A 24,362-nucleotide genomic window follows, 5' to 3' on the forward strand; every position below is an offset into this window, starting at 1 on the left:
ATGCAGATATCGAGTCCAGTACTGGCTATCGACAACTTGTACCTGGAATTTCCTGGCTATAAGAACAACGTCAAGGCCCTCAACGGATTATCGTTGCACATCAATCCTGGTGAAATCGTAGGTGTCGTTGGTGAGTCCGGATCGGGCAAGTCGGTGACTGCCATGTTGAGCATGCGCCTGCTGCCTGAGCGCAGCTACCGCGTGACTGATGGCAGCTTATATATGCTCGGTCGAGACATGTTGATGGTTCCTGAAAAGGATCTACTAAAAATCCGGGGCCGCGATGCATCGATGATTTTCCAAGAGCCAATGACTGCCCTAAATCCGACACGGCGCATAGGCCAGCAAATGCTGGAGGTGATCACCCATCACCAGAAAATAAGCTCCCCAGAAGCCCGTATCAAGGCGATAGCACTGTTGCGCGATATGCACATCGCTACGCCAGAACAGGTATTGGAGAGCTATCCTTTCGAATTATCAGGAGGCATGCGTCAACGCGTAATGATCGCGTTGGCTTTCTCCTGTGAACCAAAATTGTTGATTGCAGACGAGCCCACCACTGCACTGGACGTAACCGTGCAACGTCAGGTGTTGCTGCTGCTGCGAGAAAAAGCTCGGCAACGAGGCACCGCTATTCTGTTGATTACTCATGACATCGCATTGGTTTCGCAGTTCTGCGACCGGGTGTACGTAATGTACACGGGTGCTGTGGTTGAGGAAGGGCACACTGCCGACGTCATCGGGAATCCACAGCATCCCTACACGCAAGGGTTACTCAGATGCCTTCCAGAAGTGGTAGAGCCTGGTGATTCGCTGCTGACTATCCCTGGTCATGTGCCGAGCCTAGCCTCCTTGCCAATGGGCTGCACGTTTCAGGAGCGTTGCGCATACGTCCAGCCTTATTGTGCAAAACGCCCGAAGCTCAATGCAATCAGCGACCAACATAGCTGCGCGTGCTGGCTATCGCTGAAGGAGTGTTCGCTATGAACAATGCCACCATTTATACCATTGCTAAAGAGGCTGCCACCGTTCTTCAGCTGAACGAAGTTCGTGTTCGTTTTCCCGTCAGTAATGACTGGCTTGGACGGCCACGGGGATATGCACACGCTTTGAATGGCATTGACCTTCAGGTACGAGCTGGTGAAACGTTGGGTATTGTAGGAGAGTCTGGTTGCGGTAAAAGCACATTGGCCCAGGTATTGCTGGGCTTGGTGGCACCCAGCAGTGGTGAGCTGAAGTGGACCGAGCGACGCGGCGAAGGTAGCAGTAATATTCAAATCGTTTTACAAGATCCTCAGTCGTCACTTGATCCACGCCTTCCCATCTGGAAAATCATCACTGAGCCCTTATACGTGCGAGGCAATGCTCCTCATGAACAGATGAGGGACGTGGCGGCAAGAGTCGCGGCCCAGGTCGGCATTCGCCCAGAATATATTGACCGATTCCCCCACCAGTTTTCCGGAGGGCAGCGGCAGCGGATTGCGATTGCTCGAGCCATTTCTTCTGATCCAGATATTATTGTCCTGGACGAGCCTACATCGGCATTGGATATATCGGTTCAGGCACAGATACTCAATCTGCTAGCGGAGCTGCAAGAGACACGAAAGCTCACATACATCTTGATTTCGCACAATGTATCTGTAGTACGTCATATGTCTACGCGGATAGCAGTGATGTACTTGGGGCAAATCGTTGAGCTTGGTGGCGCAGCTCAAGTTCTGGATAAGCCATGCCACCCCTATACCCAATTGTTACTCGAAGCTGTCCCACGACTAGGTGCGGCACCGAAGACTGAATCAATCGCAGCTCCCATCGAATTACCAGGTAACCGCAAGCTACCAAGTGGCTGTTTCTTTCGGGACCGCTGTAGCCAGCACACAACCGGGTGCGATAAACCTCAATCATTGATCGAGAGTGAAAGACAATTTGTACGATGTCATTTGCAAAAACGATAATTAATCTTTGGAATTGTAAATTGCGGAAAGCTGGGAAGGAGGATTAAGGTATGATTGAAGAAGTAGCAAAGAAAGCTCAAGAGCTACATTCCTTGTCTGAAATGGCAAGGATATATTTTTATATAGCGAGTGATGATGTTATTTATAAAGATGAAGAGTCTTTGAAGTGTCAAGCTACCCGGTGCAGAAGGATTCGACAAATTATCGACGAGCTTTCAGTTGAAAGTGCTAATATTTTTGACTTTTAAATCAGTCTAGATCAGGGTCTAAGCTTTTTGCATGATCAATTATTTTTTCCAAGATTACCGGGGAGTCGATTTTCATTCCTATTAGGGAAAGCTGCGATCTTAAGCTAATTAGCTGTTGTCGGATTTCATCATCTTGATTTGGGAGTAACTCAGCTGGAGATACCTTCAGGGCAGTGGAAAGCTTAATCAATTGTTCAATGCTGGGCATGTGTATGCCTCTTTCATATCGTCCGATGATAGGGGCATCACACCCTATCAGTGCGGCTAACTCAGCCTGACTCAGGTCGGCCATTTTCCGGAGGACCTTGATTTTTGCTCCGACTACGCTCCTTAGAGTGTCCACAGTGTCTCCAAAAAAAATCAATAATTTCATAAGCTTGGCTTCATAAAAAGGCCACTTATGTATCTTTAGGTCGTAATGTGTTTACTTTTACTATCGACTGATTTATTTTGTTCCCTAGAAATCCATCTCCTGTCGGTCACCCATTGCCCAGAGATGGATAGAGCTGGTTCTCATCAGCACATCACTCGCCCCTGCGCTCAGCGGTTTGGGAATTCGAAAGAGCGCCTGATCGAAAGGTTCTGAATATGAAAAATTGGCGTGTTTTGATGCACAATTCTTCGGTTTATCAGTCGCTTATCACGTCGATCGAGCGGTTGGAGGTGGAGGTGTATTCCCCCGAAAGCATTACCTACCGCAAACGTCCGGATCGCCCTTCATCGACAGAGAAGGTGGTGCGTTTGTTTCCTGGCTATCTGCTGCTGCGCTTCGATCCCGAAGTGACGCACACCACCACCATCACAGCGTTGAATGGTGCCCATGGATTCGTTCAGTTCGGCGGTCAAGCGTGTGTCATGCAGGACAGCACAGTAGAGGGCTTGAAGGCAGCGGCTTTGGTTCGTTCCAACCGTGCGCTTGATTGCATCGAGTTTCGTAATTTGCCGACTGAGCTGGAAAAAACGCTGCGTCTGATCATCGACATGAAATCTCAAGCTGCGCGTAGAGCGGCTTTCCTTGCGCTCCTGGCCCAGGACGCAGCGCTGGAGCGCCTTGTCAGGCGCCACGGAACCCTTTGCTATTCGAAGGTACGTGCCGCCTAGGCATTACCACTTCCCACGATTTTCCATTTCACCGCCGGGCTTTGCCAGGCGGTGTTTTTTTGCGTTCACACAATATGTAGGAGTTCCCATGGCGCCATCTGAAGAAGCAACCACCAAGACCACCAGCGTCTACATTAAGCCGCTCAGGGTCGATGCGCTCAACAAAGCCGCCATACGGGTGAGTTATGAAACCAACAGTCCTCGGCAAATCTCTCCTTCCGTAGTGGCTCGCTACCTGATCGATAACTTCCTGGAAGCGGCTATCCAAAAAATGGTTGATGACTCCAAAAGGTAGTCATTGAGGAGGTCGCAATGCAAAAGAGACTCCTTTTTTCCGTGCTGCTCATCTCTCTGTCAGGGTGCAGCCAGCCGACGGCCCAGTTCGCACAGGAACCGGCGGGGGAATGGGTGGATGAGCAGATCCGGCAGAGCGCTTCTTCGGTGAGCCAGGCGCAGAGCCGGTTGCACCAGACCAGCGCTGTTCCTTCCTTTGCTCCCGTGTCAGCACAGGTCAAACCGACCGCTAAAGCACAGGCTCCCGCAGTCAAAGCTCCCGTCAGGCCTGTGCCTGTTGCTGGGGGTTAGCCATGCGCTGCCTATGGCTGGTTTTGGCATTGTCGGCGCCGTTGCAGGCCTCTGCTTTCTGCTTCCAGGAGGCTGGCCAGCGCTATGGAGTTGATCCGGTGCTACTGCAAGCGATCGGCATACAGGAAAGTAAGCTGCAGCCTGATGCAGTAAACCTTAACCGCGATTCGTCTGGAAAAGTGCTCAGCACCGACTACGGCGTCATGCAGATCAGCACGCGCAACGCTAACCGGCTGGTCAGGATGGGACTGATCACGCGAGCGGAGGACCTGCTCACCAACGCCTGCTTTAACGTTCAGGCGGGGGCTTGGGTACTGGCTCAACATCTTCGTGTGTGCGGCAATACCTGGCGTTGCCTGGGTTCGTATAACGCAGGCTTTGACCCTTCGCAACGCCAGGAGCAACGGCGCCTGCATTACGCGCAGCAAGTGCGCAACGTCTACGACCGCCTCAAAGCATTGGGCGCTGCACCGGCCCACCTCGCTATCCGTTAATGACTGCGCCCGGTTTGGGGTGTCAGGAGACTATCGATGAAATACTCCCTTTGGGCTGCGCCGGCGGCGGCATTGCTGCTGTCTGGCTGCCAGAGTTTTTGTGAGAAGCCGCCGGCGGCTCCTACGCCTTCTGCGACAGCTGCGCCGGTACTTGATCGGGTTGCGTTACAGCAAGAAACGCTGTGGATGGAAGGTGCGATCAATACCCGGTCAACCCTGCCGACCGATGCTATCCGTGCTCAGAGCGACCTGGTCGCGGTTGACTGGAGCGGTGACGCGATTGAGCTGCTGTCCCATCTGGCCCGCCAGCGCGGTCAGACGTTTGCCTGGACCGGCGTGCGCCTGCCCTTGCCGGTGAACCTCAAGGTCAATGGAATCTCCTATGCGAATCTGTTGCGTCTGATCGAGATGCAAACAGCCTGGCGTGCGACCCTGACCCAGCTTCCAGGGCAACTGACCCTGGCCTTTGCGCAGGCGGAGCCTGCCAAGAAGGTGGGAGGGCGTCAGTGAAAAAATCAATTCTGACGCTTGTCCTGTTGCAGGGCCTGCAAGGGTGTGGACATACGCCACCTTCCACACCCTCCGACACGCCGGCGCCACTGGAAAGCTATCTTGCCCCCGCTGACCCGCCGTCAGCAGACGTGACCGAATCGCGGCGACAACTGCTGGAGGAATCGGGACGCAATACAGGGTTTCGCGGCGGTAAGGCTGAGCGCGCGTGGGAATTACGCCAGGCATTGGAGGGGCAGATCGGACGGCTCAACACCTTGTATGACTTTCGGACCCTCATCAGCCGTGAGGGCTGGCTACCGCCAGTCATCGATGAGGCGGTGGACGTGGCCCATATCACGCCACGGCAGATACGCACTGCGAGCCATGTTTACGAAATCATCGTGCCCGAACGGTTCGTCAGTAACCCACCATCGTGGCGTACCTGGTTGATGGCGGGACTGTCATCGTCGGGCCCTGATGAAACCGTGGCAGTCACACCTGAAAACCGTTTGCAGAAGGCGCTTTGGCAAGCGGCGGTCCGCCAGGGCTGGGGTGAAGGGCGGCAAAGTGCCGATCAGACCCTTGAAGCCAATTTCAACCGCCTGACCCGAGATTACCGGGGCATGCTGATGTACTCGCAGTTACTGCGCCAGGGGTTCATCACGGCGCCGGTCGTCACGGATCAACAGCAGACCGTGACGGGGGATCGGCAGAAGCTGACCACCGGCGATCGCGTACGAAGCCTCAAGGAGAACGCCGGCTTTGTTCCCGACAAAACTCAGTGGCATCCGGTGATACGCAAGGTGCAGCCATGACCCAGACGGCCCAGACAATGGAGTTTGCCCCCTACGCTTTTGAAGACGGGCTGAATGCAGACACCTTGCGCGATTTTTTCGTCTGGTGTGAACGGCAGTCAGCCAGCGACATTCACATCCAGGGCGGTAACCACCTGGTGGTAGGGCATCAAGGTCGCTTGCGCCAGGCCAGCCGGTTTGTGCTGGCTGACGATACGTGGTCCAAGCTCCTCGATGATCTGTTCAGCCCTGAAATCCGGCCGACGGTACGCGGTGGTCGGCCTGTAGACCGGGCCATACAGCTGGATGGCGACATCAACCAGCGCTACGGCCTGGAGCGTGGCGAGCGATTACGCTTTCGCTGCAACTTTGTGCAGGCCACTGCTGGGCGACTGGACACCACCATCGCCCTGACGATGCGGATCATTCCATCTGATATCCCGGATCTAACAAAGATGGGGCTGGAAGAGGACCTGTTCGAAGCGTTGTTGCCGTCCAATGGTCTAGGACTCATTGGTGGAATAACGGGGTCGGGTAAAAGTACCCAGGCGGCCGCTATCTACCGCTTTTGCCTGGACACCGATCCTGACCGGAAGGTGACCACGATCGAAGACCCGATCGAATTCATTCTCGCGCGTCCAGGGGATGTATTGGCCTCGACGCAGCTGCAGATAGGTCGAGACGTTGCCAACTATGCCGAAGGCATTCGGGCAGATCTTCGCCGGGCACCGTCGATCATCGGGGTGGGTGAAATGCGGGATTTGGAAACCTTCCAGGCCGCCGTTTTGGCCGGACAGGTGGGCCATTTCAATCTCAGCACCTTGCACATCCATTCACCTGGAGAGGCCATTCCACGGTGCCTGACCATGGTGCCCTCGGAAATGCGCGAGGCTACGGCCCACGATCTACTGAGCGTTCTGCAATACATCATCGTGCAAAAGCTGCTGCGCACCACCGATGGCAAACGCCAGGCCGTGCGCGAATACATCATCTTCGATGATGGGCTGCGCGCCAAGCTGGCCAGCATGCCTTACCCCGAATGGGGTCGGCATATCGACTCCATTATTCGCTTGGAGCAACGACGCTTCGCTGATCAGGCCTGGCGTCTTCATCTGGAAGGGCGCATTGACCGGCGTGAACTGGCGGTGGCCATGACCGCCTCTCAATTGCGGGAACTCGAACAGCGGGCCACGCCATGATTGAGCTTTTGGTGCAGTTTAGTCCCGCCAGTCTGGCAAACAAGGCGTGGCCCAGTTCGGGTGGAAGCACTGCTCGACCTGAAGCCGACCTTCGAAATGCAGGCAAGGATGCCCCCCACCCCTAGGTAATGCGGAAACCACAAGGCCTGCTCGACGCAGCGTCAGACCCTCTACGCGCAAAGCGCGAAGGAATTGAAATGAGCAACGAATTCGAAGAGATAGAGACACTTCGCTGCCTCCTGGCAGGCAGTCGGGACCGCATCAAATTCCTGCAAGGCGAAATCGCCAGATTCGAATCCATCTTTGAGCCGACGCATCTCATGTGCCTGCGCGGCGGAGAGAAGTTACTGGAGCTGTGCGCTCCTGATGGAAAGTTCATAGGTGTTTCGTGGAACGACATGGCGCAGGTACTGGCAACAATGGTGCAGGCTTCGCCAATTGGTTCTGGCAAGGCTCCGAAAATCGTCGACTCGCTCCAGGCCGAGATCGAGCAGCTGAAGGCCGAACTGGCTGGGTCGGAGAAGGATAGTCGTGAGCAGATCGATCAGGTCAAGAAAGCTTATGAGTTTCTCATGTTGTGCCGCCAGGACAAGACCGACACAGCCATAGACGCCGGTGCCATGCGTGATGCAAACGAATGGCTCAAGGTTGCCGCTGAAAATCTCGGTGCAGCCCTGTGCAAGCCTGCCAAGAGGGGCCACGCCATGACTGAGCCTTTGGTGCAACAAGCACAAGCGCATCGAGAAGTATCCAGCGCTCTTGAACAGAGCGCCGTGTCATGACTGCCTTATCGGCGTTAACCAGATCGTTAAGTCGAGGACTGGTGGCCTCGGTGCTGCTGTGCAATCTGACCTTTACCGTTCAGGCGGCGGAAATCCAGGTGGGTTTTTCACCCGAGGGCAGCGCGGAGCAGTTGGTACTCAATGTGATCCAGCGAGCCCGGCAGCAGATACGGCTGATGGCCTACAGCTTCACCTCTCCGAGCGTGGTCAAGGCGTTGGTGCAAGCCAAACGGCGCGGCGTCGATGTACAGGTAGTGGTCGATGCCCATGGCAACGACAACAGGGCCAGTCGCGCTGCTATGAACCTGCTGGCCAACGCGCAAATCCCTGTGCGCACCAACGCTGCGTACAAGATTCAGCACGACAAGGTGATCATCACCGATGGCCAGAACGTCGAGACCGGCTCGTTCAACTACTCGGCCTCGGCTGCCAAGGCCAACAGCGAAAATGCGGTGGTGATGTGGGACGTTCCTGCGGTGGCCAGCGTGTACCTGGAGCATTGGCAATCACGCTGGGTGCAGGGCCAGCCTTATCAGCCGACTTACTGAGGAAGGTGTGGTGAAACTACTAGGGAGGGGAAAGTCATGTGCCAAAACGCTCAGCAGTGCTGCTCAACCCCAGACGAATGCAAGGCCTTCCGAGACATTGAGGAACAGATCGGCCATTGCACGCCCGATCAGGCCTGGGGCATGTACTTCGTATCGACAGGGAGCGTGCGTGAAAACATCAGACTGGCGGTGATGAAACACATCGCCCAGGGCAACAAGGCATTGCTGGTTGAGTTCCCGGAACTCGCGCCGGCGAAAAAAGGAGATCACGAATCGGGCTAGCGGCCCAACCGCAGCATAGGAGTCATCCATGTCTGACCAGCAACTGCAACCGGGCTATTGGCGCGACGCCTCACGCCTTCTCAATCTCTACGGCATACCAGCCCCCTTGTTCTTGTTGTACCTGGCGTGGTTTCGCTTCCCCTCCATGGTCACGCTCTGCGTCATCACCGCCATTATTGGCGGCTTTCGGCTGCTCTCGTTCTTTGGATGGACGTTCAAGGTCCTGGTGATGCGACTGGCTTACCTGATGCGCGGCAAGCGCATGTCCGGTCGGCCCTGGTGGTATCGACGCTTTACCGAAAGGGGGGAGCGATGAACTTGCTATTGCAAATGGCGCCCATAATGGAGGCGAGAGACAATGACGTTAACCATTGATCATGCGAAAAAGTTAGTTATTGAATTCTGTGCGACCTACCCGGTAGCGTCCACCATCAGCTACAAGATCAGAGAAACCCAGGAGGAGCTTTATGGACCGCAAGCCACCCGAGAAGCCGCTGGAACTATCCTCGGTTCATTTCGTCCAGGAAGAGGACGAGCCGAATTTGCCATTTCCAACTTTCGTGACGAGGACCACTTTAGAAGAACTCTTAGGCACGAAATACTCGGACATTATGGGATCAACACCTTCAACCCCGCCGAAAAACGAGCGGTCCTAGAAGGCGTCATCCAGTCACGCAATGATCCGGGCATGGCTGCTCTCTGGGCTGAGGTTGCCAGGATTTATCCTCAGTTGACTGACTCAATGAAGGCAGAGGAAGTTTTTGCTTTTGCCTGTGAAAGGATTGTTTCACCAATCCGTGGCAACGTTGCCGAGGGTGTCCGTTCTTTTCGCGAAACCTGCATAGAGCGTACGCGTGCGATGCAGGTCAGTGACCTCATCAACCTCACGACGATGGTGGCCGAAGGGTTGCACGACCGCAGCCGGTCGCAACAGAACTTCCCGGCGTCGGACAATGCCCAGTTCAAGATTGAAACAGCCCCTCGCACATCCGAATACCCGGTCTGGCTGGCCGTGCCGCCTGATGATCGTGATAAGGCTCGTCTGTCTGCCGGACGACTCAGTGACGGTCGTGCGGCCATTGCCTGGAACAAAGAGGAAAAGCTGTGGTTTGCGAGACCTGGATGTGACCTTGATCGCATCACCGACTGGTTGCCTGATCCAAGCCGCCGCGCCGGTGGTGGGGACGCCGAATCAGAGTTTCTGGATGTACTGACTCAAGCCGGCCTGGTGGTCAAAGGCATGCCGGTGATGGACGGTAGTCGGCAGCGTGTAGCGACGGTCGATGACAAGCACGGCAAGAAAAGCGGTGTGAACCGCCCCGGGTTTCTCGGAGACTCCAACCTTTGAGAGGATGGAGCGATGAAAAAACTACCGAAGTATTCCCCAGAGGTCCGTGAGCGGGCCATCAGGATGGTTTTCGAACACCTTCCTGAGTACGAGTCGCAGTGGGCCACCATCAGTGCCATTGCCCCCAAGATCGGCTGCACGCCCGAGACATTACGGCTGTGGGTTCGCCAATCTGAGCGCAACAGCGGCCAGCGTGATGGGCTGAGCACAGTCGAACGTGAGCGAGTCAAGCTCTTGGAGCGTGAGAACCGTCAGTTGCGTCAAGCTAACGAGATCTTGCGTAAGGCCTCAGCCTATTTTGCCCAGGCGGAGCTCGACCGCCCATTCAAACGATGAAGACGTTTATTGATGAAAACCGCCAGTCTTACGGGGTCGAGCCGATTTGCAAGGTGTTGCCAATCGCCCCGTCGACGTACTACCGGTACGCTGCTCAGCAGGCTGACCCCAGCCAGCAGTCAGCGCGTGCGCAGCGTGACCAGGAACTGGGTGAGCACATCCAGCGAGTCTGGGATGAGCACTTCCAGGTATATGGCGTGCGCAAGGTCTGGCGACAATTGCTGCGTGACGGACTGCAAGTCGCCCGCTGTACGGTGCAACGTCTGATGGGAGAGCTGGGCCTGCAAGGCGTGGTACGCGGCAAGCCCGTCAAGACGACGGTCAGCGACCAAGCCAGGCCGTGCCCGCAGGATCATGTCAACCGTCAGTTTGTGGCTGAGTGCCCGAACGCCCTATGGGTATCGGACTTTACCTACGTCAGTACCTGGCAGGGTTTTGTTTACGTGGCCTTCATCATTGATGTCTTTGCCCGATTCATCGTCGGTTGGAAGGTGTCCAGTTCAGCGCGTACCGATTTTGTACTCGATGCACTGGAGCAAGCCCTTTACGCCCGTCGCCCAGTCAAGCAGGGTGGACTCATTCACCACAGTGACCGTGGCGTGCAGTACGTGTCCATTCGCTATACCGAGCGTCTTGTCGAAGCCGGTATTGAGCCATCGGTCGGGAGTGTCGGTGACTCTTACGACAATGCTTTGGCTGAGACCATCAATGGTCTTTACAAGGCTGAAGTGATTCATCGACGCTCTTGGCCCACACGGGGGGCGGTGGAGCTGGAAACCCTGAAATGGGTGGACTGGTTCAATCACCGCCGCCTGCTGGAGCCAATCGGTCATATTCCACCGGTCGAAGCAGAAGCAATCTATTATCAGCAACTCACCGAGTCTGCCCAGGTGGCATGACTCAAACAAAAGGGTCTCCGAGAAACCCGGGGCGGTTCAGTGTCTATTGTGGCTTTCTGGATCGTCGCCCTGCAGGCTGGTTCATCAACTACCACCGTGCCGATTCGGCCAAGGATGTGACCAACTGGGCGGCGACTGGCGGTGAGTCTGATCCGATCACCCGCCTGCACATTCGGGCCGGGGCCAAGCAAGCCCAGGAAGACGCTGCTCGTGATCGCGCTGTTACCTACGCCAAGCAGACGTTGGCTGCCAAGAGACTTTACGACCGGCTGCCCGCCGCAGACCCTGCGCACCCCTACCTGGTGCGGAAGGGAATACCCCCGACGCCCGACATTCGTCAAACACGAAACGGTGCCCTGGTGGTGCCGTTTTTTAATGCCTCGGGAACGTTCAAAACGCTGCAGTACATCCCACCCGAGGGTGAGAAGTTCCTCTTCAAGGATGCTCCCAAACAAGAGCATTTCCTGGTGGTGGGCGGCCCGCTCGATCCGGTCAACCCCATTCTGTATGCCGAAGGTTATGCCACGGCGCGCAGCCTGAACCTGGCCACCGGTCTGCCAGTGGTGATGACCATTGACGCAGGCAACATGGTGGCGGTGGCCAAGGTGCTGCGTCAGCAGTATCCATACAATCGGCATGTGTTCATGGCGGATTTTGATCATGCCAAGAAGGTGAATAAGGGGTTGATCATGGCCAATGAGGCGGCCATAGCGGTTGGGGGCCATGTTCTGTATCCAGCGTTCAACGACGCCGAAATTGCCCTTGGTTTCACGGACTTCAACGACCTTCACCAATCACGAGGACTGGACGCGGTGCGCGAACAGACCGCTCCCCTGATTCGACAGTATGAAGAGGTAACTACCATGCCGACAGATTCGAACACTCAGTCCCCGGACAATACTGAGCAAACGGCAGCCACCCCCGCGCAAGAAACGCTGGAACTGGATGCAGCGCCCGCAGCTTCAATACAGGTCCCGGATCAATCCGCAACGCCGCAGACCCGTAGTGCTCAACCGGTTGGATATGAAGCATCATCTGTTGAAAGCCAGTCGCCCGAAACTGCCCAGGTCACTGAAGCACCGGTTGGCATTGATGATGCGCAGGTATCCACCCAGCCACCTTTGGCGTTGTCACCTGCTGAGCAACTGGCGTCGGTAGAGGCCGATCCTAACGCTTCCGCGATCGTTGACGAACAGCCCAAAGCGACAATGTCTGTGGCGACAGACCGCAACACGCCGTCTGACGCGCCTGAACTCATCCAGCCGACCTCGGCGGAGGCCGAGCCAGAGCAGTCAAACGAGACAGCTCAACCAGCTGCGCCTCCTGCTAAACAACAGGCGTCAGTAGAGCCTGATCCTGACACTTCCCCCGTCGCTGAGGATCAACCGATAATCGCACCGGCAGGGCCTGCTCAAAACGAAGACAATGAAAGCCTTTCAGACGTGGAGGTTCCGGTGTCAGGGGCCCTGCCGCGTCGTTTCACCACAGCACGCAAGACCGGCCCGGCGGTTGTACCGGATGCTATCTTCGTAGGGGCTCCGATAGGTGCCGACGAGCCACAACTGCAAGCCAGCAACATCGACAAAGACGCTCTGTTGGCCCGCATCAGCCGCGAGGTTCAAGGTGACAATTCGGTGCTCTACAAGCTCGATGCCGAGCCTGCTTTCGTTGACCGTGGGTCGCGCCTGGAGATGGTCCAAGGCGCAGGTCAGGAAGATGAGAAGGTAATAGCTGCGTTGCTCACGGCAGCACAGTTCTACCGGGGGCGCATCGAACTGACCGGCAGTGACGAATTCAAGGCAAAAGCCATCGAGCTGATTGCTCAGCACCAGATCAATGTGGAGATGAAGAACCCTGCGCAGCAAATGTTGCTGGACGATGCCCGTAACGCGTTGAAGCAGCCACCTGTAACGCTTGATGCCATTCATGGTGATACCCCACCGCCGTATGGTGGTCCACAGCCGTCACAGGCGAAGCCCTCGGCACCGCAACCTCAACAAGCCGCGCCGGCACCGGTGCATTCGTCTGCGCCCGCGCCGGCGAGTACCGCTTACCAGCCTCTGGAGGTTGAGGGTCTGCAACGGCGGCCGGCTCAACCTGCCCCACAGGCACAGGCCCCGCAAGCGGGCGTTGCACCGCAACCTAAACAAGCCGCGCCGGGGCATTCGTCTGCGCCCGCGTCGGCAAGTACTGCTTATCAGCCGCTGGACGTTGAGGGTCTGCAGCGGCCACTGGTTAAACCTGCACCACCGGCACAGCCCGACGCACCGGTCATCAATCCGCCCTCGGCAGCTCCAGCATCGGATCAGCCTGCAACGTCAGCGAATCAGCAGGTGTCGCCCGCCATCCATCAGCCTTTCCAGGCGGCCAAGGATGGCGTGACAGGCAAGATCCTCAAATGTGGCCAGAAGCCGTTTCGTTTTGAGCCAGACAAGCCCGAGAGCACCTTCATCACACTGCGTACCAAGAACGGTGTTCAGACTTTTTGGGGCAAGGAACTGGCGGGGCTGCTGCGCCAAACCCGTGTGCAGCCAGGCAAGATGGTGACGTTGCAGTGGCTGGGCAATTTTCCGGTTACCGTCAAGGTGCCCCGCAAAAACGAGCAGGGCGTCACCGTGGGTTACGACGATAAAGACGTCCATCGCAACCAATGGGCCCTTAAGGTAGAGGGTAACCCCGCAGTACGTTCTGGCCAGGATGAGGGCGTCAAACTCGGCGCCTATGACGCCGGGCGTTTCGCCGTGGTGCAACAAGCCTGGCTTGCGCAGTTGGGCGTGGAGATTCCCTTGCCCACGCCACCCACGGATGGCCTGTATTGGTTGACCCCAAACGGTGAAGGCAGCGCAAAAACGGGTGACGAGCTGTCAGCCCCTCGGCCGCCGATCGACCCCAACAACACAGCGGGACAACCCGTCATCAGCAGTTGGTCACAGGATGGCCATCTGGACATGTACCTGGTGCGCGGCGATGGTCCCTACCTGCAAGGTGTGGTGCGTCAGGGGGATCAGATGCAGCATGTATTGGTGAGTTTGCCAGGCCGTGACGATGGGCCTTCGATGGTGTTTAACGCCATTACCCCCGAGGGCCTGCTGCCGATCGGCACGGGCAATGGCATCAACCGCTCTGGTGGCGAGCCGGTTTCGAGAGAGCACATTGCCTTCAAGCTCGAAGGCGACAGCGCTGTGCGCATTGGCAAGCTTGACGCGCCTGGCGAGGTGCCCCCGACCTTGCACGCCCTATTGGGCTTCGATCAGCGCTGGAAAGAGGAAAACACCCTCCCAAAGTCAGCTCCCACAGCGGCACCGTCAGTACAGCCGAGCGATCCACGTCCGGTGTAAAACGCAAACAGCAAAGGAACTCATCATGAAGAAAAGCATGTGCGGTGCACTGCTGATGGTTGTGTGCTGCCTGCCCGTTGTGGGAAACGCAGCAGTGTGCCGCTCAGGACAAGCGGCCAGTGTGGGCAGTCAGACTGCGTATGAGCGGGCCAAGAAGGCGTCGGACGTGTGGGCAGAGCGCGAGCGCACCGTCTCAGACGAACTCCAGGATTGCTTGTCGCGCATTCGCACCACCAGCATCAGCCTTCCCTCGTTTCCAAGCCTGGAAGACCTGATGAACCAGGTGGCCGATCAGGTATGCCAGGCGGCGGTGGACAAGATCAACAGCCACATCCCCAGCGGCTCGGACCCTTGGCAGTCGGTAGGAGGTTCATTGTGACTGACTCATCAGAGAAGTTGCTGCCCGTGGAAGAGTCTCTGGAAAATCCCCACCTCCCCACGGCGGAAGATCAGCACACATTCGAGCATGCCATGCAGTTGCAACGTGACCGTGCGTTAGGTGCGGCTTTCGCCCATCGCTGTCTGACCGCAGTGCTCTGGATGGCACCTGCACTGGTTCTATCGGTCAGCGTGAATGGCTACCTGGGCTGGCAGGTCGCCCATCCTCCGGTGAAGTACTTCGCGGCCGAGGGTGGTCGCGTGACCAAGATCATTCCTACGGACAAACCAGGGCATAGCAGGCGTGACGTGTCGGCTTTTGGGGCCGACACCATTCGCCAGAGCTTCACTCTGGACTTCGTGCATTACCGCGATCAGATGACCCAACTGGGTGAGCGCTACTCGGAAGTGGGCTTTGAGGACTATTACAAAGCCTTGGTGGCCTCGAACGTGCTCAAAGCGGTCAAGGACCAGCGCATGAACCTCTGGGTGGATGTTGGTCCAGGGGTGATTCACGGTAGCGGGAAGATCGGGGACAAGTTTGCCTGGGAGTACCAGTACCCCGTGACTTTGAAGCTGGATGGTCAGCAATCCGGCAGTCCGCCTCAGCGCTTCATTTTTACGCTGCGCATTCAGCAGACGGACGTTCGCGTGAAAAACGCCGGATTGGAAGTCACGCAAGTGATTACTACCAACGCTAACTGATACGCACTGGTGCATTTGGTGCGCGTTTAATCGGCTCCGCTAGACAGGAACCTCCTATGAAAACTTCAATTGCGCTGGCCCTATGGCTAGCGGCAAGCGGCTACGCCTGGGCGGATGAAACTGTCAGCCCAGAGGCCGCTCCGGCTAAATCTGCGGTTCCCCCCTCTGCCCCTGTTACACCTGCTGCGGGGGCTGCACCTTCGGGCTGGGCTACGGGCGTGGGTGTAAACCCAGCAGCACAGAAAGCCGGATCGCCGGCACAAGGTAATGGCCATGTGAATGCAGCACCCGCTCAGCAACCGTCTGGAAATGATCCGCTCCCTGCGCCGCCATCCGAGCTTTTTCAAAAGGCTCAGGACAGCGTTTCTCCGCTGACTCCCCAAGAGATTCGGCAACTGCGCGGGCAGGTTGGAGAGGTTGACAAGGCCATGGCCGCACAGCAGGTCGCCATCGTGCCGAGAATCAGCGCACAAACGGTGAATCTGTCGCCGGGGGCCAGTTTGCCGCTGGTGCGCACGGCGGTGAACTATCCCACTTCCTTGACCTTTATCGACAGTACCGGCGCGCCGTGGAAACTGGGCGCCGCGCCCATCAGTGGCAACCCCGATATCACGCCGTATTACGTGCCCAATAGCCCGGTCATGGTCTTGTACGCCGAAAAGCCGTTTGCCAGCGGGAATGTCACGGTTTACCTGGAAGGTTTGGCCGTGCCGATCATGCTCAACGTCAGCAGCGGGGAGTCGGATACCAAGGCCCAGACGTGGACAGTGGACGCTCGCCTGGACTTGCGTGTGCCTAGGCGTGGGCCAGGGGCTCAGCCAGGTGCCGCTGCCGAGGTTCGTATCGGCTTGCACGATCGGGTGCTGCAGGGGTTTCTCGACGGCGTTCCACCCAAGGAGGCCAAACAGCTCAAAACCACCGGCAACGTGCCAGACACCACGGTGTGGCAAATGGGTGACGACCTGTACATCCGCACGCGGGCTGATATCCGGGACGAGTTCGAATCCACGTTGTCGTCGGCAGACGGTACGCATCTCTGGAAATTACCCGTGACGCCCTATGTGTCGTTCTCGGTCATGGGCCACACAGCGGCCCTCAACGTCGCCTTGGAGTAAGCATCATGGCAAACGAAAACGATGCCAAACGCGACATGAAACTCACCGCAGCGCTGGTTGGAGGCGCATTGGTGGTCGTTTTTGGCGGTGCCTATTACCTTTGGGACTGGCTGGCCAGGCCTGAGCCGGCGCAATCGAAGGTAGACCTGGGTCGAGTAGCACAAGCTTCGCGCAGCCACAGCACGGAAAGCCCTGCCTATCGCGATCTGCTCAAGCAATACAACGAGGAAGGGGCCAGCACGGCTAAAAACGAAAACAGCAGCTTCATTGCCAGTATGCCCATGGAGCAGACGAGCGTGATGCTGCCTGTGTCTAAGCCCAAGCCTGCCCCTCAGTCAGAGCCTACCGCCCGGCGTAGCCGTACTCGTCAGGACGAGAACTCAAAAGACTCCGAAAAGAAGGAAGACCCGCGTTTGAAGGCATTGCTCGAACGGATCAATCCTGAAAAAAAAGCCGAAGAGCGGCAGTCCGGACTGGTCTTCGCCCATGTTTTAGGGGGAACTAACGCTTTGAATGGCTCAGGCGATACGACCACGGGTTCTGCTGGAGGCTATGACAGCTGGAGTGAAACCCTGCCGGGAGGTGCCAAGCTGAAAACCGCTTCCATGAAAAGCACCGCAGAACCCTATTCACCTGTCGAAGTGGTGCCGCCCTACTGGCGCGGGGCTGGCGTGATCGATATCGGTGTGGACTCGGACAACAGCACCACGCCGGTGCTGGGCAAGCTGTCCGGGCCGTATGCCGGTGCTGTGCTCAAGGCACCCGAGGGCGCCAGGTTGGCCGGTGATGGTGTGGTGATCCACTTCACTGAAATGGCCTTCAAGGGCGTCAATTACAAAGTCGATGCCTATGCGCTTCAGGACGACACCCTGTTGGCCAACGTGGCTTCTGAAGTGAACCACCGCTACATGTCACGCATTGTGTTGCCAGCGGTACTGGGCGGCATTGGCAATATCAGCGACATGTACTCACAAGCCAATACTCAGGTCCTCAGCAATGGCTTTTCCACCCAGACCGCTCGACCAGGCATGCCGGATGGAACGGCGGTCGCCGGTACCATTCTGGGCGGTGCCGCCGGCCAGGCGGCCAAAGTGCTGACGGATGATGCTGCTCGCACCCCGGCCACCCAGGTCAATGTGTTCAAGGGGCAGGTGGTCGTGATTCAGTTCATGCGAGGCGTATACGCAGGTGATGCCGTTGCCCCAGGGCGAAGCGGTGAAACGGTGCAACCTGCGGCTCCCGCTCAGGCCGTCATGTCGGCACAACCGCAGTCCCCAGCCCAACCGCTGACGCCTGATCAATGGCGTGCGCAGACCCAGACGCGAATCCAGGCGCAGCGCAAGCTGCAGGAGAGTCAACAATGAGCGAGTTCAGTCCAGCAGAGCCCAAGGCATCGACTATTGAAATGCCGGCTCCCACCCAGGCTCCCAGTCGTAGCGTGTGGCAACGCCCGATCATCATGGGGCTTTCACTGCCCTGGCTGATCGGCATCGCCCTGTTATTGGCACTGGTTGGCTGGTACTTGTTTGCCCGCGAAGAAAACCCGTCAGTCAATCGCCTGGCCTTTGAAAATGACTTAGAACAGCAGCCTTTGCCCGCTGAACAGTCGAGTACCCACCCTGTTGCAGCCGCTGCCGAGTCTGATTTGGGCCAGTTCAAGAACGAGGTTGCGGCCATGATCGGCGGGGTACGTACCTACGCAGAGGTGAATCGCACCGCGATCCAGCGCTTGTCCGAAACGATCAAGACTCAGGGGGTTGCACAACAGGCGCTGCAACAGCAACTGGCCGAGGCACAAGCGCAAAACAGCGTCTTGTCAGCACGTGTGTCCTTCCTTGAAGGGCGACCCGGCGCGACGACCACGACACAGCAGGCCAGCAAGCCAGTCGCTAAAACACGTTCGCCGTTGAATGGCATGCGCGTGCAAGCCATTCAGAACGGCATGGCCTGGGTGTACTGGCAGGACAAGACCTGGGCCGTCAGTCCCGGCGAGAAGCTGGGCCAGGTGACCGTCACCGGCATCAATCCCCAGGCCCGCGAAGTGCTGACCAGCGCGGGCACAATCAAATGAGGTAAATCATGGACGGCAGTACTGACGCGATTCAAATGTTGGTCAATCTGTCCCACAACCTGCTGACTTTCTTCGTCAACTTTGCCTTCACGCTGGGCAGCTTGTTTGCGGTCACTGGCGCTGTGAGCTACCTCGCGACTCACGCCAGTACCGCACGCAAAGCGCCTGGCCATGCGGAAGGTGGCGGCAAGGTCATCGCGGTGTTGTTGCTCTGTGGTGGCCTGGCTGGCCTCGATCAAATGATCGGTGCTGCCGCTCGCCAGTTTGGTTGGCAGGGCGCGACTTTCGATGCCATCAGCTACGTGGACGTGGGCACCTTTGGTGTCGCAGCCGATGCGGCCAATGCCGTGTTAAGTCTGGTGCGCATGCTGGGCGTCTGGTTCGCGCTGCAAGGCATGTTGTCCTGGAAACGCTCGTTCAAGGACGGGCATACGGGCCTATCGGCCAGTCAGGACGTTTCAAGCGGTACCCTCAAGTTTGTCCTGGGCGTTTTCTGCGTATGCAGTCCGTACCTGCTTAGCGCCCTGCAAAAATCTCTCGGCCTGCTGTAAGCAGATCGGGATGCCAAAGCGCCTCGGCGCATCTTCGATTGTTAAAAACTACTGATTAATCCCTAGGAGTTGGTTATGTCCAAAGACGTAATGCTGTGCGCTGCTGTTCGCCTTTCTGTTTTCAAAGACGGTCTGCGTCAACGCGCATTGAAGTGCCTGACGGCAGCTATGGCTGCCAACCCAGTGCTGGCTTTTGCCGGTGCTGCCGGTGCCGACATTGCCGGGATGGGTGATTCGGCAGCGGTAGGCGCCACGTCGCTTAAGAAATCTGCACTGACCATTGCTCAGTTTGTCGGTGTGATCTTTGTGATCGGTGGGCTGGTCGCGGCCAAGAACAAGAAAGACAACCCGCAGATCAAAATCGGCGCGATCGTCGCGTCCATCCTGTTCGGGGTATGCCTGGTGGTTGTGCCTGAAATCATCAAGCGCTCACAAGCGCAGGTCGGCCTGGCACCCGTGGATGTGGGCTAAGCCAACCCTCCTGCGGTGACTTCGGTCATCGCAGGGCTACGGTTCAAGGGTATTGCTGACGGGCGTGGAGGACGTTGACGATTTCAATTCGATCAGTCGCCCGGTAAACCACTACGTAATTGGGGTGTACGACCATTTCCCGAGTACCATAAACTTGCCCTAATCGGTACAGATAAGGGTGTTGTGGAAGGGCCGTTGTGGACGCCTCAATAGTCTGGTTCAGCCTCTCGGCTGCCATCGGACTTTGATCAGTGATGTAGTTCAAAATGCTCCAGAGTTCGGCCCGTGCTTCGGGCCGCCACTCAACCAGCATTATGCTTATTCTTCTTGGACTCGATGAGTGCACGCATTTCAGACATCACCTGATCGTGGGGGATGTTGGGACGTGGGTCATCGAGTGATGCTTGGACCTTGGCGCGAAACCAGCGGTCGTAGCTGTCTGCTTGTTCCTGTGTTTCGAACTCGGAAACGATGGGGGAAAGTTGGGTGCTCATAGAGACCTCCTATTTAGATACCCAACAGCTTAAACCTTCCGGGTCTTTCTGTCGTTTGGCCCGGACCACGTGCACCATTACGGATCAACCGCTGTACTCCTGACGCAAACCTGCGGCGGCTAGCCGTTCATGCCAAATAACCACGACTTTTCCTAATTCTGAACATAATCCAGAAGGCGAACCTATGGATGTCGATCTATCAGCTCCCCCCTTGAATACAGTGTTTCAACCTAACCGTTATCAACCTTCACTGCCCCCCCTGATGCTCGATGTCAGCGGTGATCCCGAAACGCCGGTACCGGCGGCTATGCATGGCGAGCAGTGCGCTTGCTGCGGACTGTGGACTCAAAAGCTGTGGCAGGGGGCCCGATCAGGGTTTACCGCCTCCCATGCGGTTTGCACCCTGTGCTACCTGGCCGGGCACCTGGACAGCCCTACGGCGGCTCACGGCGTGCTGGCCTACCTGCCCGGTATGGCCATGACGGATGTGCATCACCTGCAGCGCCGTGCGCTGATTGCCATTCTCGGCGGTACCCGCACGCAACGTGCCCAAGGCAAAAGGGTTCTGCTCTGGCTGGCTCGACATGGCCGTGAGGTGGAACAAGCCTGGGGCACAACACGTGCCGGCGAATTCGCCATGGCCTTTCAGCGTCTTCCTCCTCACAAGCGCTCGACCCTTCGAAACCGCCTGGAAGGCTGTGCCCTGATCCTGCCGGCGGACATGTTCGAGGATCTGTCGCTATTACTGCCCACCGGCAAAACGGTCGCGGGGGCACTTTCCTCCCGCAGCTGGGACACCTATACCCGGAGTGACTTTTATGCCGAGCCTGATCCGTTGGGTTGAAGACCTGATCACTGAAACCTCCCGGTTTGCCGTATCACGCGATCTGCCCGACTATTGCGACTTGAACACGGTACTGCGTCTGACGGACGACGATCGCACTCGCCACCCAGCCCTCAATGCCCCGTATGTACTGGTCAACGACGATGGCGATTACTGCTCGGTGTATGCCGTTGCCGGCAGTTTTTGTGACACCGACGAAGCGGCACCCCTGGAGGCCCCTTATTCCTGGGCCGGCCGCTTGGAGCGCATGATGCATGCGCTGACAGCTCACTATCGCCGACATGGACACAAAATCAGCCTGGTGTTCGATGATGACCCTGATCGAGGCCGCGAGGACGTCGAACGCCTGCTGGCCCCTCAGTACGCTTCTGTCAAACGGACCGGCATCGACTTGACGCCGATCCTGGACGAAAACGTTGAAAAGCTGGCCCCCTGGGTTTCGCGCGAACGCTGCTACCTGGTGTGTTACACCGGGCGCAAGACGCTCTCGGCGCATGAACTGATCGACGAAAATCGCCGTATCAAGCAATTGATCGGGCAAAGCCCGGATGCACGGTATGGACAAAATCCGGTCCTGGCTGAAATGGCCGGCCTGAAAATTCGCCACGACGCCTTCATGAGCGCTGTGGAAGCTGCCTTTAAAGATGACGGCCAGGGTGTGCTGCTGGAACTGCTCGATGCCCATGCAGTGGGCCAGGCGCTGCGCTCTCAAGTGGACCGGCTCGGTACCAGTGAGCATTGGTACCCGCTGCTCCCTGATGATCCGATCACCCCGCACGGTGTACGTAACGGCGACGATCACACACCGTTTCTGGCCCCGCAGCTGAAGTTTCAGCTGATGAACCAGGACATGGAAACCAACGGCAACAAGCTCTGCGTCAATGGGATGTGGCATGGGACCTTGTCTGTCGTCCTGGGGCCGCAGACGCCGCAGACCTTTGCCAAGCTCAAAGCGCTGGTCCCTCGCGGCGTGCCTTGGCGCGTACGCATGGACCTGATGCCTGGAGGCATGAAGTCGCTGGGCATGAAAAAAGGCACGTTGGACTTCATGGCGTTTGTGCCGCCGCTTCGCCCCATTTGGAACTCCATCGAAACGTTGACGAAAGTCGAGCAGCAGGAGCCGGTGTGTGTCATGACGATCATGGCATCGACCTGGGGAGACAGCCAGGCCGCAGTGACGCGCCATCTGACGCTGCTGACCCAGGCCTTTCAGGCCTGGGGGGTGTGCGAGGTGACGCAAACCTTCGGCAACCCGGTACGCGCATGGGCCTCGACGCTGGTGGCTTCCAGCAAAGGCAGTGGCCCGAACCTGTTGTATCCGCCGCTTTCAGAGGCGCTGAACCTGTTGCCGCTGACCCGCCCTGCCTCGGCTTGGGAGGAGGACGGCAACGCCTTGTTCGCTACGCTCGATGGCAAGCTCTATCCGGTCGGTCTGGCCACCCCCAAGCAGAACAAGCTCACCAGTGTGGTCACCGGCTCTTCCGGCCAGGGCAAGTCGGTGCTGCTGAACAAGCTGGGCAATGTCACGGTGTCCAGCGCCCAGCAGCGATTACCGTTCATGGCGGGGGTGGACAAAGGTTTCTCGATGCAAGGTCAAGTCGCCTTGCTGCGCGACAGTCTGCCGCCGGATCGTAAGGACGAGGTCGTGGGCATTGTGCTGCAGAACAGCCCCAAGCATTGCCGGAACCTGTTCGATATCCAGCTGGGCGCGCGGTTTCCGATCGCCCCCGAGCGTAACTGGATCATCAGCATGCTCACGGCCATGTGCATTGATCCCTCTACCGGCAATCCGCCAAACGAACGCGATACCCGGCAAATACTGGACCGCGTCATCAGCATGGCCTATACCGCCAATGCCGAAAAAAGCCCCAGACGCTGGGGGCGCGGGGTCGTCCCCGAAGTGGACACTGCCTTGGATAAAAGCGGGTTGATCGAGCGCTATCCGGCCCAGTGGTGGGATAGCAGTACCTGGTATGAAGTACGCGATCTGTTGTTTGAAGCAGGCTTTGTTAAGGAAGCGCAGCTGGCCCAGTTCGAAGCGGTGCCGGAACTGGCCGACATGACCACCTTCCTGAACCATGAAGACGTACAGAGCGCCTATGGTCGGGTGCAACGCGATGGCAGTCAGGAGCTGTTGCTGGAGTACTTGCACCGCTGCATGACTGACGCCTGTAGAGAATTCAAGATGCTGGCCGGGCGTACGCAGTTCTTGATCAGTCCACGCACGCGAGTGATCGCGATCGATCTGAACAATGTCATGGGTGATAACACCACCAATGCTGGCCACCTGAAAACCGGAATCATGTTCCTGTTTGCGGGCCAGGTGGCGGGGGGCGATTTTGTGTTGCCGCAATACCGGGATGAGCTGTTGGAGGCGGTGCCCACGCTTTACCACCCCATGCATCTCGACCGCTTGGAGCAGCTGGATCAGGAGGTCAAAACCAAGATCTACGACGAGCTGCACAATGCCAAACAGGTGCCCTTCATCTTTCCCATGCTGGAAACCCAGGACCGTGAGCAACGCAAATTCGGCATACGCACGGTGTTGTCCTCGCAGTACGTGAGCGACTTTCCCGACGCCATTCTGAATTCGGCCAACTCGTTGTACATGATGGAGGTGGACCCCAAGGACGAGAAGCTTCTGACCGACACCATCAAAGTGCCCAAGGTCACTCTGCAGCGCTTTCAGCGTTTGGGCTCAGGTCCAGCAGCGGATGGCAGCGGCGTACCGTTTTTGGGCGTGTTCCGAATCAAGGGCGGCGGCACCCTGGCGCGCATTCTGAAAAACGCCATGGGGCCCCTGGAGCTATGGGCGTTGGGCTCTTCACCGACCGACAGCGCCCTGCGCAGGTTGTTGTATGAAGCGGTCGGCGGTTCCACGGCTCGCGCCATCCTGGCCGAAGCCTTTCCCCAGGGCACGGCTGAAAAACTCATCGAGCTGCGCCAGAAACAAGCCGGTGAAGCGGATTCAAACAATGTGATTCGCACGCTGGCCAACGAGTTGATCAAACGGCGCGGCTACAACCTATAGCCAATAAACGGAGAGCACATTCCATGAATAACGAAAATGATTCCCTGCACGACGCTGAGCGCGAAGCGAGCCAGGCCCAATTACAGGCTTTGGCGGAGCTGGCCACCTGGATGGCAAAGCACAATCGGTTGCTGGTCGTTGGCCGGTCAAACGGTATTCGGATCGGCGCTACGGATAAGGTCATCCAGTTCATGCGCGAACACCTTGACACCGAGCTGGCGGATACGGTCTCGGAGAACCTGGTGCGCCTTGCGAACTGATAGGAAATGTCAGTCCCGGCTACGAGATTTGAGGAAGTTAT

Annotated in this window: 28 protein-coding genes, 1 pseudogene and 1 other annotated feature; of the genes and pseudogenes, 26 read left to right on the plus strand and 3 right to left on the minus strand. The window is 57.5% G+C overall.

The annotated features are described in order from the left end of the window. The 3 genes from AC4ANK_RS29750 to AC4ANK_RS29760 are packed head-to-tail and all read left to right on the plus strand — an operon-like array spanning position 1 to position 2,203. Entirely contained in the window at positions 1–987 is a 987-nt protein-coding gene (locus AC4ANK_RS29750) for an ABC transporter ATP-binding protein (protein WP_057425390.1), read from the plus strand. Continuing rightward, entirely contained in the window at positions 984–1,955 is a 972-nt protein-coding gene (locus AC4ANK_RS29755; RefSeq protein WP_057425388.1) for an oligopeptide/dipeptide ABC transporter ATP-binding protein, read from the plus strand. The genes AC4ANK_RS29750 and AC4ANK_RS29755 overlap by 4 nt, the downstream gene beginning before the upstream one ends. Before the next feature lie 50 nt (positions 1,956–2,005). Then, positions 2,006–2,203, plus strand: coding sequence for a hypothetical protein (locus tag AC4ANK_RS29760; protein WP_004642338.1), 198 nt, complete (start codon positions 2,006–2,008; stop codon positions 2,201–2,203). A 1-nt stretch (position 2,204) separates the two neighbouring features. On the opposite strand, the gene AC4ANK_RS29765 is transcribed toward AC4ANK_RS29760, so the two are convergent. Then, on the minus strand, positions 2,205–2,576 hold the full coding sequence (locus tag AC4ANK_RS29765; RefSeq protein ID WP_057425389.1) for a helix-turn-helix domain-containing protein: 372 nt from the start codon (positions 2,574–2,576) through the stop codon (positions 2,205–2,207). 215 nt (positions 2,577–2,791) lie between these two features. Here AC4ANK_RS29765 and AC4ANK_RS29770 point away from each other — a divergent pair, with 215 nt between their 5' ends. From AC4ANK_RS29770 to AC4ANK_RS29865, 20 genes and pseudogenes are all read left to right on the plus strand, one after another. Next, positions 2,792–3,304, plus strand: coding sequence for a transcription termination/antitermination NusG family protein (locus AC4ANK_RS29770; protein WP_057446507.1), 513 nt, complete (start codon positions 2,792–2,794; stop codon positions 3,302–3,304). Positions 3,305–3,392: 88 nt separating this feature from the next. Continuing rightward, positions 3,393–3,599 (plus strand): hypothetical protein, encoded by a 207-nt coding sequence (locus tag AC4ANK_RS29775; protein ID WP_004668200.1) that lies wholly within the window; start codon positions 3,393–3,395, stop codon positions 3,597–3,599. A 292-nt stretch (positions 3,600–3,891) separates the two neighbouring features. After that, positions 3,892–4,383, plus strand: coding sequence for a lytic transglycosylase domain-containing protein (locus tag AC4ANK_RS29780; protein ID WP_074801681.1), 492 nt, complete (start codon positions 3,892–3,894; stop codon positions 4,381–4,383). A gap of 36 nt (positions 4,384–4,419) precedes the next feature. Beyond that, positions 4,420–4,893, plus strand: a complete 474-nt coding sequence (locus AC4ANK_RS29785; protein ID WP_460385286.1) for a DotD/TraH family lipoprotein — start codon at positions 4,420–4,422, stop codon at positions 4,891–4,893. Further along, on the plus strand, positions 4,890–5,690 hold the full coding sequence (locus tag AC4ANK_RS29790; RefSeq protein ID WP_007247253.1) for a type IV secretion system DotC family protein: 801 nt from the start codon (positions 4,890–4,892) through the stop codon (positions 5,688–5,690). The genes AC4ANK_RS29785 and AC4ANK_RS29790 overlap by 4 nt, the downstream gene beginning before the upstream one ends. Continuing rightward, positions 5,687–6,868 carry a plasmid transfer ATPase TraJ gene (traJ, locus tag AC4ANK_RS29795; RefSeq protein WP_011106982.1) on the plus strand — a complete coding sequence of 394 codons (1,182 nt, stop codon included), beginning with the start codon at positions 5,687–5,689 and terminating at the stop codon, positions 6,866–6,868. The genes AC4ANK_RS29790 and traJ overlap by 4 nt, the downstream gene beginning before the upstream one ends. Positions 6,869–7,065: 197 nt before the next feature. Continuing rightward, positions 7,066–7,650, plus strand: coding sequence for a hypothetical protein (locus tag AC4ANK_RS29800; RefSeq protein WP_460385287.1), 585 nt, complete (start codon positions 7,066–7,068; stop codon positions 7,648–7,650). Beyond that, entirely contained in the window at positions 7,647–8,198 is a 552-nt protein-coding gene (locus tag AC4ANK_RS29805; protein WP_050426729.1) for a phospholipase D family nuclease, read from the plus strand. Before AC4ANK_RS29800 ends, AC4ANK_RS29805 begins: the two co-directional genes overlap by 4 nt. A gap of 36 nt (positions 8,199–8,234) precedes the next feature. Then, positions 8,235–8,480 carry a hypothetical protein gene (locus AC4ANK_RS29810; protein WP_004666892.1) on the plus strand — a complete coding sequence of 82 codons (246 nt, stop codon included), beginning with the start codon at positions 8,235–8,237 and terminating at the stop codon, positions 8,478–8,480. A gap of 28 nt (positions 8,481–8,508) precedes the next feature. Beyond that, entirely contained in the window at positions 8,509–8,796 is a 288-nt protein-coding gene (gene icmT, locus AC4ANK_RS29815; protein WP_460385288.1) for an IcmT/TraK family protein, read from the plus strand. A 42-nt stretch (positions 8,797–8,838) separates the two neighbouring features. Beyond that, positions 8,839–9,792 (plus strand): annotated as a pseudogene (locus AC4ANK_RS29820) (DUF5710 domain-containing protein); the annotation flags it as partial. Positions 9,793–9,840: 48 nt separating this feature from the next. Beyond that, a protein-coding gene (locus AC4ANK_RS29825) for an IS3-like element IS51 family transposase (RefSeq protein ID WP_095178853.1) occupies positions 9,841–11,063 on the plus strand; the annotation gives its coding sequence in 2 pieces (ribosomal slippage) (positions 9,841–10,126 and positions 10,126–11,063; 1,224 coding nt in all). Then, positions 10,119–10,235, plus strand: a sequence feature (AL1L pseudoknot). Its footprint overlaps the gene before it by 117 nt. Continuing rightward, on the plus strand, positions 11,060–14,401 hold the full coding sequence (locus AC4ANK_RS29830) for an LPD7 domain-containing protein (RefSeq protein WP_460385289.1): 3,342 nt from the start codon (positions 11,060–11,062) through the stop codon (positions 14,399–14,401). Before AC4ANK_RS29825 ends, AC4ANK_RS29830 begins: the two co-directional genes overlap by 4 nt. 25 nt (positions 14,402–14,426) lie before the next feature. Continuing rightward, positions 14,427–14,780, plus strand: coding sequence for a conjugal transfer protein (locus AC4ANK_RS29835; RefSeq protein ID WP_005622158.1), 354 nt, complete (start codon positions 14,427–14,429; stop codon positions 14,778–14,780). Then, positions 14,777–15,484 (plus strand): DotI/IcmL family type IV secretion protein, encoded by a 708-nt coding sequence (locus tag AC4ANK_RS29840; RefSeq protein WP_460385290.1) that lies wholly within the window; start codon positions 14,777–14,779, stop codon positions 15,482–15,484. The genes AC4ANK_RS29835 and AC4ANK_RS29840 overlap by 4 nt, the downstream gene beginning before the upstream one ends. Before the next feature lie 56 nt (positions 15,485–15,540). Next, complete coding sequence (locus AC4ANK_RS29845) at positions 15,541–16,599, plus strand: DotH/IcmK family type IV secretion protein (RefSeq protein ID WP_460385291.1); 1,059 nt, start codon at positions 15,541–15,543, stop codon at positions 16,597–16,599. A gap of 5 nt (positions 16,600–16,604) precedes the next feature. Continuing rightward, positions 16,605–17,963 (plus strand): conjugal transfer protein TraO, encoded by a 1,359-nt coding sequence (traO, locus tag AC4ANK_RS29850; protein WP_460385292.1) that lies wholly within the window; start codon positions 16,605–16,607, stop codon positions 17,961–17,963. Continuing rightward, positions 17,960–18,670, plus strand: a complete 711-nt coding sequence (traP, locus tag AC4ANK_RS29855) for a conjugal transfer protein TraP (protein ID WP_057446771.1) — start codon at positions 17,960–17,962, stop codon at positions 18,668–18,670. The genes traO and traP overlap by 4 nt, the downstream gene beginning before the upstream one ends. Before the next feature lie 8 nt (positions 18,671–18,678). Next, positions 18,679–19,221, plus strand: coding sequence for a conjugal transfer protein TraQ (gene traQ, locus AC4ANK_RS29860; RefSeq protein ID WP_460385293.1), 543 nt, complete (start codon positions 18,679–18,681; stop codon positions 19,219–19,221). 75 nt (positions 19,222–19,296) lie between these two features. Then, positions 19,297–19,692: a DUF6750 family protein gene (locus AC4ANK_RS29865; protein ID WP_005740383.1), complete on the plus strand. Its 396-nt coding sequence runs from the start codon at positions 19,297–19,299 to the stop codon at positions 19,690–19,692. Between the two features lie 43 nt (positions 19,693–19,735). Here the strand turns inward: AC4ANK_RS29865 and AC4ANK_RS29870 are convergent, their stop codons facing one another. Together AC4ANK_RS29870 and relB are read right to left on the minus strand one after the other, a co-directional pair. After that, positions 19,736–20,005 carry a type II toxin-antitoxin system RelE/ParE family toxin gene (locus tag AC4ANK_RS29870; RefSeq protein ID WP_460385294.1) on the minus strand — a complete coding sequence of 90 codons (270 nt, stop codon included), beginning with the start codon at positions 20,003–20,005 and terminating at the stop codon, positions 19,736–19,738. After that, positions 19,995–20,186: a type II toxin-antitoxin system RelB family antitoxin gene (gene relB / locus AC4ANK_RS29875; protein ID WP_004666885.1), complete on the minus strand. Its 192-nt coding sequence runs from the start codon at positions 20,184–20,186 to the stop codon at positions 19,995–19,997. The genes AC4ANK_RS29870 and relB overlap by 11 nt, the downstream gene beginning before the upstream one ends. A 262-nt stretch (positions 20,187–20,448) precedes the next feature. Here relB and AC4ANK_RS29880 point away from each other — a divergent pair, with 262 nt between their 5' ends. Genes AC4ANK_RS29880 through AC4ANK_RS29890 form a run of 3 tightly spaced genes read left to right on the plus strand, consistent with a single transcriptional unit; the run spans position 20,449 to position 24,321 of the window. Beyond that, positions 20,449–21,030 carry a conjugal transfer protein TraT gene (locus AC4ANK_RS29880; protein ID WP_460385295.1) on the plus strand — a complete coding sequence of 194 codons (582 nt, stop codon included), beginning with the start codon at positions 20,449–20,451 and terminating at the stop codon, positions 21,028–21,030. Continuing rightward, entirely contained in the window at positions 21,005–24,061 is a 3,057-nt protein-coding gene (locus tag AC4ANK_RS29885; RefSeq protein ID WP_460385296.1) for an ATP-binding protein, read from the plus strand. Before AC4ANK_RS29880 ends, AC4ANK_RS29885 begins: the two co-directional genes overlap by 26 nt. Before the next feature lie 23 nt (positions 24,062–24,084). Then, on the plus strand, positions 24,085–24,321 hold the full coding sequence (locus AC4ANK_RS29890; RefSeq protein WP_460385297.1) for a hypothetical protein: 237 nt from the start codon (positions 24,085–24,087) through the stop codon (positions 24,319–24,321). Positions 24,322–24,362: the final 41 nt, after the last annotated feature.

This window comes from Pseudomonas sp. Pmew2 (assembly GCF_058129885.1).